The following is an 11,231-nucleotide window of genomic DNA, read 5'->3' on the forward strand; positions in this document are numbered from 1 at the left end:
AGAAGAGGTGACGACCCGATGACCACCGTGATCGAGAACAACAACCAGAAGAGCGGCCGACTCGAAGTTGGCACCCCGCTGCTGGAGGTCAAGAACCTCCACGTGGAGTTCCACACCCGGGACGGCATCGCGAAGGCCGTGAACGGCGTCAACTACTCCGTCGCGGCCGGCGAGACGCTCGCCGTGCTCGGAGAGTCCGGCTCCGGCAAGTCCGTGACCGCCCAGACCATCATGGGCATCCTGGACATGCCGCCCGGCAAGGTGACGCAGGGCGAGATCCTGTACCGCGGCCAGGACATGCTCAAGATGGGCAACGAGGAGCGGCGCAGGATCCGCGGCCAGAAGATCGCGATGATCTTCCAGGACGCGCTGTCCTCGCTCAACCCCGTGCTCAGCGTGGGCTATCAGCTCGGCGAGATGTTCCGGGTGCACCAGGGCGCTTCCAAGAAGGACGCCAAGGAGAAGGCCATCGAGCTGATGGACCGGGTGCGCATCCCGGCCGCCAGGCAGCGCGTCGGCGACTACCCGCACCAGTTCTCCGGCGGCATGCGCCAGCGCATCATGATCGCCATGGCGCTCTCCATGCAGCCCGACCTGATCATCGCGGACGAGCCCACCACCGCCCTGGACGTCACCGTCCAGGCCCAGGTGATGGACCTGCTCGCGGAGCTCCAGGCCGAGTACAACATGGGCCTGATCCTGATCACCCACGACCTCGGCGTGGTCGCCGACGTCGCGGACAAGATCGCCGTGATGTACGCCGGCCGGATCGTCGAGACCGCCCCGGTGCACGACCTGTACGCCAACCCGGCGCACCCGTACACCAAGGGCCTGCTCCGCTCCATCCCGCGCCTGGACCAGAAGGGCCAGGAGCTGTACGCGATCAAGGGCCTGCCCCCGAACCTGCTGAAGGTCCCGGCCGGCTGCGCGTTCAACCCCCGCTGTGACGTCGCCACCGACCTGTGCCGCACGGAGATCCCGGCGCTGCACCAGGTGGCGGACAAGGACGGCAAGGAGCTCACCGGCCGCCGCAGCGCGTGCCACCTCTGGAAGGAGACCCTCCATGGCTGAGCCCATCCTGGAGGTCAGGGACCTGGTCAAGCACTACCCGCTGAGCCAGGGCATCCTCTTCAAGAAGCAGGTCGGCGCGGTCAAGGCGGTCGACGGCATCTCCTTTGAGCTGGCGAAGGGCGAGACGCTCGGCATCGTCGGCGAGTCCGGCTGTGGCAAGTCCACGCTGGCCAAGGTGCTGATGAACCTGGAGCGGGCCACCTCCGGCCAGGTGCTGTTCAAGGGCGAGGACATCTCCAAGCTGTCCGGCCAGGCCCTCAAGGCCGTCCGCCGGAACATCCAGATGGTGTTCCAGGACCCGTACACCTCGCTGAACCCGCGCATGACCGTCGGCGACATCATCGGGGAGCCGTTCGAGATCCACCCCGAGGTGGCGCCCAAGGGCGACCGCCGCAAGGCCGTCCAGGACCTGCTGGACGTCGTGGGTCTGAACCCGGAGTACATCAACCGGTACCCGCACCAGTTCTCCGGCGGCCAGCGCCAGCGCATCGGCATCGCCCGCGGTCTCGCGCTCAAGCCCGAGATCATCATCTGCGACGAGCCGGTCTCCGCCCTGGACGTGTCCGTCCAGGCGCAGGTGATCAACCTGCTGGAGAAGCTGCAGGGCGACTTCGGCCTGTCGTACATGTTCATCGCGCACGACCTCTCCATCGTCCGGCACATCTCCGACCGCGTCGGCGTGATGTACCTCGGCAAGATGGTCGAGATCGGCACCGACGAGCAGATCTACGAGAACGCCACCCACCCGTACACTCAGGCGCTGCTCTCCGCGGTGCCGGTGCCGGACCCGACGGCGCGCGAGAACCGCGATCGGATCATCCTGACCGGTGACATCCCCTCGCCGGCCAACCCGCCGTCCGGCTGCCGCTTCCGCACCCGCTGCTGGAAGGCGGAGGACCGCTGCGCCGAGGAGATCCCGCTGCTCGCGGTGCCCTCGGTGCTGAAGGGCCCGGCCGCGCACGACTCGGCCTGTCACTTCGCCGAGGTCCGGGAGCCGGCCGCCGCCTGACTCCCCGTGGCATCCCCGGAAGGGCCCGTGGCTTCGCGCCGCGGGCCCTTCCGTCGTTCCGTCAACTCACGGGGCGCTCAACGCACCCGTCCGGGTGCATTCGACTCGCGCCGTCGACCGGGCGCGCTTCTCATGGGGTGTGATGCGACACACACCACGAGGAGGGACCTCCATGCCCGTAGCCGCCCGTGCTCGCTGGGTCCTCGCCGCTGCGACATCCGTGGCCCTGGTGGCCACCGGGTGCAGCAGCGGCGGCGGCGGAAGCAGCAACAGCTCGTCGGACAGCAGCAAGAGCTTCAGCTACCAGAGCAGTGAGCCGCAGAACCCGCTGCAGCCCGCCAACGCGAACGAGGTCGGCGGTGGTCGCATCATCCAGAACCTCTTCAAGGGGCTGGTCGACTACGACCCCGCCACCGCCAAGATCCGGATGCAGGTCGCCGACAAGATCGACACCAGTGACTCCCAGACCTTCGACGTCACGCTGAAGGACGGCTGGAAGTTCCACGACGGCACGCCGGTGCACGCCAAGAACTTCGTGGACTCCTGGAACTGGAGCGCGACCACCAGCAACAACCAGATCAACAGCTCCTGGTTCTCCGACATCGAGGGCTACCAGAACGTCCACCCCGTCAGCGGCCAGCCGACCGCGACCAAGATGTCCGGCCTGACCGTGGTCGACGACCTGCACTTCACCGTCAAGCTCAGCAACAAGGTCTCGTACTTCGAGTACAAGCTCGGCTACATCGCCTTCTCCCCGCTGCCGGACGCCTTCTTCAACGACCCGACCGGGTACGGGCAGAAGCCGGTGGGCAACGGCCCCTACCAGTTCGTCAGTTGGAACCACAACTCCGAGGTCGTCACCAAGGCCTTCCCGGACTACCAGGGCGTCGACAAGCCGAAGAACGGCGGCATCGTCTTCAAGATGTACACCACGTCCGAGGCCGCCTACGCCGACCTCCAGTCCAGCAACCTGGACGTGATGGACCAGGTGCCGCCGTCCGCGCTGGCGACGTACAAGAGCGACCTCGGCGACCGGGCGATCGACGCCCCGCAGGGCGCCATCCAGAACATCGGCTTCACCCTCTACCAGGCCGACTGGGCCGCGCCCGACAAGGCCAAGGTGCGCCAGGGCCTGTCCATGGCGATCGACCGCGACACCATCACCAAGACGGTGCTGCAGAACTCCCGCAAGCCGGCCACCGCCTGGGTGGCCGAGGGCGTCGAGGGCTACAAGGACGGCGCCTGCGGCGACTTCTGCAAGTTCGATCCGGCGAAGGCCAAGCAGCTGATCAGCGACGGCGGCGGCGTCCCCGGCAACAAGCTGCTGATCACCTACAACTCCGACGGCGGCCACAAGGAGTGGGTCGACGCGGTCTGCAACTCGATCCGGCAGAGCACCGGCGTCGAGTGCCTCGGCGACCCGAAGCCCGACTTCAAGACCGCGCGCGCCGCGATCACCGGGCACCAGGTCAACGGCGCCTTCCGCACCGGCTGGGTGCAGGACTACCCGCTGAACGCCAACTTCCTGTCCGACGTGTACCGCACCGGCGCCGCGTCCAACGACTTCGGCTACAGCAACCCGCAGTTCGACCAGGCGGCCACCAAGGCCGACGAGGCCGCCAGCGTCGCCGACACGGTGACCGGCTACCAGCAGGCCGAGGCGGTGCTGCCGAGCGGGATGCCGGCCATCCCGCTCTGGTACTACCGCACCAACTCGGGTTACTCGACCAAGGTGCAGAACGTGAAGTTCGACTCCTTCGGCAACCCGGCCTGGACCCAGGTCGAGGTCAAGGGCTGATCCCCCGACCCCTCGCGCCGGCCCCGTCCTTCCCGCACGGAGGGCGGGGCCCGGCCCTCCCGGCCGACCGTCCCCGGCCGGCCGTGCACCCAGGGCACGTCTAGGAAGGAGGCTCGGATGGGCAGTTACGTGCTGCGGCGGGTGCTGCAGATGATCCCGGTGTTCTTTGGCACCACGCTGCTGATCTTCCTGATGGTCTACACGCTGCCGGGCGACCCGGTGTCGGCGCTGTTCGGCGAGAAGGCCGCCGACCCGGCCATCGTGGCCAGCATCAAGCACAAGTACTTCCTGGACCAGCCGGTCTGGAAGCAGTACCTGCACTACATGGGGAACCTCTTCCAGGGGGACTTCGGGACGAGCTTCACCGGCCGCCCCGTCTCCGAGATCATGGCGACCGCCTTCCCGGTCACCATCCGGCTCGCGCTGATGGCCTTCGTCTTCGAAGTGGTCCTCGGCCTCGCCCTGGGCATGGCCTCCGGCCTCCGGCGCGGCAGCATCCAGGACACCCTGGTGCTGATCCTCACCCTGGTGGTGATCTCGATCCCGGTCTTCGTGCTGGCCTACATCGCGCAGACGATCTTCGCCACCAACCTCGGCTGGGTCACTCCGACGGTGCAGGACTCCACCGACCTCTCCCAGCTGATCCTGCCCGCGATCGTGCTGGGCTCGCTCTCGCTCGCGTACGTCGCCCGGCTCACCCGGACGTCCATCGGCGAGAACCTGCGGGCCGACTACATCCGCACGGCGGTCGCCAAGGGCCTGCCCCGGCGGACCGTCATCTCCCGCCACCTGCTGCGCAACTCGCTGATCCCGGTGGTCACCTTCCTCGGCACCGACCTCGGCGCCCTGATGGGCGGGGCGATCGTCACCGAGGGCATCTTCAACGTGCAGGGCGTCGGCAACGTCCTGTACCGGGCGATCAACCAGAAGGAAGGCCCCACCGTGGTCGGCATCGTGACCGTCCTGGTGATCGTCTACCTCGTCGCCAGCCTGCTCGTCGACCTGCTCTACGCGGTCCTGGACCCGAGGATCCGCTATGCCTGACATCCACGACGAGAACTCCTACGAGCCGCACCCCAAGCCCGGGGTCTCACACCTCGACTACGCCGGGGAGCAGGGCATGGCGGTCGAGCAGGAGACCCTGGTCGAGCCCGACCCGGCCAAGCGGGAGGAGGCCCGCAGCCTCTGGGGCGACGCCTGGCGGGACCTGCGCCGGCGGCCGATCTTCCTGATCTCCGCCGTGCTGATCCTGCTGCTGGTCGTCATGGCGATCTTCCCCTGGGCGTTCACCGACGCCGACCCGCGCAAGGCCGACCTGATCCACGACTACCTCAGGCGGCCGGACTGGACGGACTTCTTCGGCGCCGGCTGGTTCGGCTACGACGGGCAGGGCCGGTCGATCTACGCCCGGGTGGTGTACGGCGCCCGGGCCTCGATCACCGTCGGCATCTGCGTGACCCTGGCGGTCACCGTGCTCGGCGGACTGGCCGGCATGGTCGCCGGCTACTTCGGCGGCGCCGTCGACGCGGTGATCTCCCGGATCACCGACATCTTCTTCGGCCTCCCGCTGCTGCTCGGCGCCCTGGTGCTGCTGAACGCCTTCACCACCCGCACGGTGTGGAGCGTGGTCATCGCGCTGGCCTTCCTCGGCTGGACCCAGATCGCCCGCGTCATGCGCGGCGCCGTGCTGACCGTCAAACAGTCCGACTACGTGGTGGCCGGCCGGGCGCTCGGCGCCGGGACGGGGCGGCTGATGTTCCGGCACATCCTGCCGAACGCCATCGCCCCCGTGATCGTCGTCGCCACCATCGCGCTCGGCGGCTACATCGCCACCGAGGCGACGCTGAGCTTCCTCGGCATCGGTCTGCAGGACCCGACCATCTCCTGGGGCATCGACATCTCCTCCGCCCAGAAGGTGATCCGGACGGCGCCGTACGTGCTGTTCTTCCCGGCCGTGGCGCTCTCCGTCACCGTGCTGGCCTTCATCATGCTGGGCGACGCGGTGCGCGACGCCCTCGACCCGAAGCTTCGCTGAGCGAGGGGAGCGCAACGTGAGTACAGCCGTGGACGCCACCAGGTCCGAGCGGGCCGCGTCGTACGAGGGGCCGCTGCTCGACGTCCGCGACCTGCACGTCGAGTTCGTCACCCGGGACGGCGTGGCCAAGGCGGTCAACGGGGTCGACTACAGCGTCCGGGCGGGGGAGACGCTCGCGGTGCTCGGCGAGTCCGGCTCGGGCAAGTCGGTGACCGCGCAGGCGATCATGGGCATCCTGGACATGCCGCCGGCCCGGATCCCGCGCGGGGAGATCCGCTTCCGCGGCCGGGACATGCTGAAGATGGGCAACGAGGAGCGGCGCAGGATCCGCGGCCAGAAGATCGCGATGATCTTCCAGGACGCGCTGTCCTCGCTCAACCCGGTGCTGACGGTGGGCTTCCAGCTCGGCGAGATGTTCCGCGCCCACCGGGGGGCGTCCCGCAAGGAGGCCAAGGAGAAGGCCGTCGAGCTGATGGAGCGGGTGCGCATCCCGGCGGCCAAGCAGCGGGTGAACGACTACCCGCACCAGTTCTCCGGCGGCATGCGCCAGCGCATCATGATCGCCATGGCGCTGGCCCTGGAACCGGACCTGATCATCGCGGACGAGCCCACCACCGCGTTGGACGTCACCGTGCAGGCCCAGGTGATGGACCTGCTCGCGGAGCTCCAGGCGGAGTTCCACATGGGCCTGATCCTGATCACCCACGACCTCGGCGTGGTCGCCGACGTCGCGGACAAGATCGCCGTGATGTACGCCGGCCGGATCGTCGAGACCGCCCCGGTGCACGACCTGTACGCGCGCCCCGCGCACCCGTACACCCGCGGCCTGCTGGACTCCATCCCGCGGCTGGACCAGAAGGGCCAGGAGCTGTACGCCATCAAGGGCCTGCCGCCCAACCTGCTGCGGATCCCCCAGGGCTGCGCCTTCAACCCGCGCTGCCCGCGGGCGCAGGACCGCTGCCGGGCCGAGGTGCCGGAGCTGTACCCGGTCGCCGAGGACGACGGAGCCCCGCTGGCCGGGCGGGGCAGCGCCTGCTTCTTCTGGAAGGAGACCCTCCATGGCCGCTAACGGGTCCAGCGCACTGGGCGCCGCGGTGCCGGAGGAGGCCGCCTTCGCCCAGGAGGTGCCGCGCGGCGAGCCGATCCTCGAAGTCCGGGACCTGGTCAAGCACTTCCCGCTGACCAAGGGCGTGCTGTTCAGGAAGCAGGTCGGCGCCGTGAAGGCCGTCGACGGGGTCTCCTTCGACCTGAGGCAGGGCGAGACGCTGGGCGTCGTCGGCGAGTCCGGCTGCGGGAAGTCCACGCTGGCCAAGGTGCTGATGAACCTGGAGCCGGCCACCGGGGGATCGGTCCGCTACAAGGGTGAGGAGATCTCCCGGCTGTCCGGGTCGGCGCTGAAGGCCGTCCGTCGCAACATCCAGATGGTGTTCCAGGACCCGTACACCTCGCTGAACCCGCGTATGACGGTCGGCGACATCATCGGGGAGCCGTTCGAGATCCACCCCGAGGTGGCGCCCAAGGGGGACCGTCGCAAGGCCGTCCAGGACCTGCTGGACGTGGTCGGGCTCAACCCCGAGTACATCAACCGCTACCCGCACCAGTTCTCCGGCGGGCAACGCCAACGCATCGGCATCGCACGGGGGTTGGCGCTCAAGCCGGAGATCATCATCTGCGACGAGCCGGTCTCCGCGCTGGACGTGTCCGTCCAGGCGCAGGTGATCAACCTGCTGGACAAGCTGCAGGGCGAGTTCAACCTCTCGTACATGTTCATCGCGCACGACCTCTCCATCGTCCGGCACATCTCCGACCGCGTCGGCGTGATGTACCTCGGCAAGATGGTCGAGATCGGCAGCGATGCCGAGATCTACGACCACGCCACCCACCCGTACACCCAGGCGCTGCTCTCCGCCGTCCCCGTTCCGGACCCGACGGCCCGGGAGTCGCGGGACCGGATCGTGCTCACCGGGGACGTGCCCTCGCCGGCCAACCCGCCGTCCGGCTGCCGCTTCCGCACCCGCTGCTGGAAGGCGCAGGACCGCTGCGCGGCCGAGATCCCGCTGCTCGCCTCGCCGTCCTGGCTGGGCGGGGCGGCCCGGCACGACTCGGCGTGTCACTTCGCTGCGGAGCGCGAGATTGGGCAGAGCGCTGCGGAGCGCGAGATTGGGCAGAGCGCGGCGGAGCGTGAGGCTGGGCAGGGGGATGCCGGGCCCGGTTAGCGGCTCGCGGGATCCAGGGCGCGCCCCCGCACCGGGGGTGCGCCCTTTCTTGTGATGGAAAAGAGACGTGCCGTGCAATTCCGCAAGTGGGGTCGGGTCGTTGATAGTTGCTCTGCGCGTATAGGTGCTCGCTGCCGCGCTGGGGGAGGGCTGCTCGGATGGACATGGTGGAGGTGATCGGCGGCGGTCGGGAGGACCTGGTGCCCGGGACCCCGCTGCTGGAGGTCGACGACCTGCACGTCGAGTTCCGTACCCGGGACGGCGTGGCCAGGGCCGTCAACGGGGTGAGCTACTCGGTGTCGGCCGGGGAGACGCTGGCGGTGCTGGGCGAGTCCGGTTCGGGCAAGTCGGTGACCGCGCAGGCGATCATGGGCATCCTGGACGTGCCGCCCGGGCGGATCACCGGCGGGCGGATCCTCTACCGCGGCGAGGACCTGCTGACCATGGGCTCCAAGGCCCGGCGGTTCGTCCGGGGCCAGAAGATCGCGATGATCTTCCAGGACGCGCTGTCCTCGCTCAACCCGGTGCTCAGCGTGGGCTACCAGCTCGGCGAGATGTTCCAGGTGCACCGCGGCGCCAGCCGCAAGGAGGCCAGGGAGAGGGCCATCGAGCTGATGGACCGGGTGCGGATCCCGGCGGCCAGGCAGCGCGTCGGCGACTACCCGCACCAGTTCTCCGGCGGCATGCGCCAGCGCATCATGATCGCCATGGCGCTCTCCATGGAGCCGGACCTGATCATCGCGGACGAGCCCACCACCGCGTTGGACGTCACCGTCCAGGCCCAGGTGATGGACCTGCTGGCCGAGTTGCAGCACGAGTTCCACATGGGGCTGATCCTGATCACCCACGACCTCGGCGTGGTCGCCGACGTCGCGGACACGATCGCGGTGATGTACGCGGGCCGGATCGTCGAGACGGCCCCGGTGCGCGACCTGTACGCGCGCCCCGCCCACCCGTACACCCGGGGCCTGCTCGACTCGATCCCCCGGCTGGACCAGAAGGGGCAGAACCTCCACGCCATCAAGGGCCTGCCGCCCAGCCTCCTGGAGGTCCCGCAGGGCTGCGCGTTCAACCCGCGCTGCAACCGGGTGCAGGACCGCTGCCTGAGCGAACTCCCGCCGCTGGTACCGGTGGTGGACGCCGAGGGCGCCGAACTGCCGGGCCGTCGCAGCGCCTGCCACTTCTGGCGGGAGACCCTGCACGGCTGAGGGCGCCGGGGCGTCGCCGCCGCCTACCGCTCGAAGCCGACGTTCTCCCAGACGATGTCGGACAGCCCCTGGGCGCCGATGTTGGCGAGGTTGGCGCGGGCGCCGTACAGCTGCGGGCGCTGGTAGAGCGGCAGCACGCCGGCCACCTTCCACAGCTCGCCGTCGGCCTGGTTGATCGCCTCGGAGGCGGTGGCCGCGTCGGGTGCGGCGGCGGCCCGGTCGAGGGCGGCGTCCACCGCCGGGCTGCCCGCGCCGACGTGGTTGGTGCCGCCGTTCTGGACGAAGTCGGCGCGGTTGCCGCTGGCCGGGAAGGGCGTGCCGAGCAGCGAATAGGCGGTGATGTCGAAGTCGCCGCGGTTGACGTACTTGTCGAAGAACTCGTTGGCGGCGGCGGTGACCGTGGTGACCTTGATGCCGATGTCCTTGAGCGTCCTGGTGGCGCTGTCGGCCTCGCTCTGCGCCTGGGTGACGCCGGCCGGGATGACCATCCGCAGGTTCAGCTCGCGGCCGTTGCGCTTGCGGACGTCGCCGTCGAGCCGCCAGCCGGCCGCGTCCAGCTTGCGGGCGGCCTCGGCGGGGTCGTAGCGGCTGAGGCCGAGGGAGTTGTCCCGGTAGGCGTTCTGGTTGGCGACCAGCAGGTGGTTGTTGAGCGGGGCGGCGGGCCAGTCCAGGCCGTTCAGGTCGGAGCGGATGACGGCGTCCCGGTTGATGGCCTGGAAGACGGCCTGGCGGACGGTCGCGTCGCTGAGCGCCGGGGTGCGGGCGTTGAGGGTGAGCTGGCGGAAGTCGGGCCCGCCGGCTCGGCGGACGGCGGCGCCCTTGGTGCTCTTGATGGTCTGGTAGCCGGCGACGTCCGGGCCGTTGTTGAAGAGGTCGATCTCGCCCTTGGCGAAGGCGGGGGCCATGGCGTTGGGCAGCATGGCGTGGAAGACGATCCGGTCCAGCATCGGCTTGTCGCCCCACCAGGCGGGGTCGGCGACCAGGGTGATGGTCTGGGCGGCGCGGTCCAGCCGTTCGACCTTGAACGGGCCGGCGGTGACCGGGATCGCGTCCAGGTAGGCGGAGTTGAACAGCTCCGGGGTGGCGAGCCGGCTCGCGGGCAGCAGCGGGGCGTTGGCGGCGCCGTTGAACATCGACTGCCACTCGGAGAACGGCCGGTCGAAGGTCATCACCGCCTGGAAGTCGTCCTTGCCCCGCTCGACCGAGGAGACCTGTTCGAAGCCGGTGTTGCTGGCGGGCCGGTAGGCCGGGTCCTTCCCGTTCAGCGCGCGCCAGTTGGCTTCGAGGTCGCGCCAGGTGATCGGGGTGCCGTCGGACCAGTGGGCCTTCGGGTTGAGCGTCCAGACGACGACCTGCCGGCCGTCCCGCAGCTCCGCGTGGGCGTCTTGCAGGTAGGCCGGGTTGACGGTCTGGGTGCCGGCCGCGTCGGAGCGGAAGAAGGTCGGCAGCAGCGGCTTGCTGACGCTGATCGTCGAGGACTCGCTGCCGTCGGTCTGGATCGGCGACCACTGGCGGGAGAACTGGGCGATCGCCAGGTGCAGGGTGCCGCCCTGGCGCAGCTGGGAGCGCTCGCGCGGGTTGACGTCGATCGAGGTGAGCTTGGGGGCCCCGGTGGCGGACGGCCCGTCCGCGGCGGCGCCGCCCTGGCCGGAGGCGCACGAACAGAGCGTCAGTGAGAGCGACAGGGCGGTGAGACCGGCGAGCAGGGCCGTCCGGTGCTGGAGGCGGCGGCTCATCGGCGTGCTCCCCGAGGTGGCTGTGGCGGAAGGTGTGGCGTCACATCTTGCTGACCGGGAGGGGGAGTTGTCGAGGGGGGGGGCGGGTGGGGGGCCGCGCCCCCCATGGGGGGGGGGGTGGTGAAGGGCGGGGGTGTTTTAAGTATATGTGGGTCGGG

The 11,231-nt window shown here is 69.5% G+C and carries 9 protein-coding genes; 8 read left to right on the forward strand and 1 reads right to left on the reverse strand.

Features of this window, described 5'->3' with window-relative positions; translation table 11 throughout:
- The first annotated feature begins 18 nt into the window (after positions 1-18).
- From ACFV6D_RS09290 to ACFV6D_RS09325, 8 genes are all read left to right on the forward strand, one after another.
- Positions 19-1,071 carry an ABC transporter ATP-binding protein gene (locus tag ACFV6D_RS09290; protein ID WP_063347958.1) on the forward strand — a complete coding sequence of 351 codons (1,053 nt, stop codon included), beginning with the start codon at positions 19-21 and terminating at the stop codon, positions 1,069-1,071.
- Positions 1,064-2,080, forward strand: a complete 1,017-nt coding sequence (locus ACFV6D_RS09295; protein WP_063347957.1) for an ABC transporter ATP-binding protein — start codon at positions 1,064-1,066, stop codon at positions 2,078-2,080. The genes ACFV6D_RS09290 and ACFV6D_RS09295 overlap by 8 nt, the downstream gene beginning before the upstream one ends.
- A 172-nt stretch (positions 2,081-2,252) precedes the next feature.
- The gene (locus ACFV6D_RS09300; protein ID WP_380374694.1) at positions 2,253-3,878 is read left to right on the forward strand and encodes an ABC transporter substrate-binding protein; all 1,626 of its coding nucleotides are present in this window, start codon (positions 2,253-2,255) and stop codon (positions 3,876-3,878) included.
- Positions 3,879-3,995: 117 nt separating this feature from the next.
- Positions 3,996-4,922: an ABC transporter permease gene (locus ACFV6D_RS09305; protein ID WP_063347955.1), complete on the forward strand. Its 927-nt coding sequence runs from the start codon at positions 3,996-3,998 to the stop codon at positions 4,920-4,922.
- Positions 4,923-4,998: 76 nt separating this feature from the next.
- The gene (locus tag ACFV6D_RS09310; protein WP_063351165.1) at positions 4,999-5,913 is read left to right on the forward strand and encodes an ABC transporter permease; all 915 of its coding nucleotides are present in this window, start codon (positions 4,999-5,001) and stop codon (positions 5,911-5,913) included.
- A 16-nt stretch (positions 5,914-5,929) separates the two neighbouring features.
- Complete coding sequence (locus tag ACFV6D_RS09315) at positions 5,930-6,982, forward strand: ABC transporter ATP-binding protein (protein WP_063347954.1); 1,053 nt, start codon at positions 5,930-5,932, stop codon at positions 6,980-6,982.
- Complete coding sequence (locus ACFV6D_RS09320) at positions 6,972-8,129, forward strand: ABC transporter ATP-binding protein (RefSeq protein WP_380559010.1); 1,158 nt, start codon at positions 6,972-6,974, stop codon at positions 8,127-8,129. The genes ACFV6D_RS09315 and ACFV6D_RS09320 overlap by 11 nt, the downstream gene beginning before the upstream one ends.
- Positions 8,130-8,287: 158 nt before the next feature.
- Positions 8,288-9,337 carry an ABC transporter ATP-binding protein gene (locus ACFV6D_RS09325; RefSeq protein WP_063347953.1) on the forward strand — a complete coding sequence of 350 codons (1,050 nt, stop codon included), beginning with the start codon at positions 8,288-8,290 and terminating at the stop codon, positions 9,335-9,337.
- A 23-nt stretch (positions 9,338-9,360) separates the two neighbouring features.
- Here ACFV6D_RS09325 and ACFV6D_RS09330 read toward each other — a convergent pair whose 3' ends face one another.
- A complete protein-coding gene (locus tag ACFV6D_RS09330; RefSeq protein WP_380559012.1) occupies positions 9,361-11,073 on the reverse strand; it encodes an ABC transporter family substrate-binding protein in 1,713 nt (570 codons plus the stop codon).
- Positions 11,074-11,231 lie beyond the last annotated feature (158 nt).

The organism is Kitasatospora sp. NPDC059812, assembly GCF_042732075.1.
Classification (GTDB): domain Bacteria; phylum Actinomycetota; class Actinomycetes; order Streptomycetales; family Streptomycetaceae; genus Kitasatospora.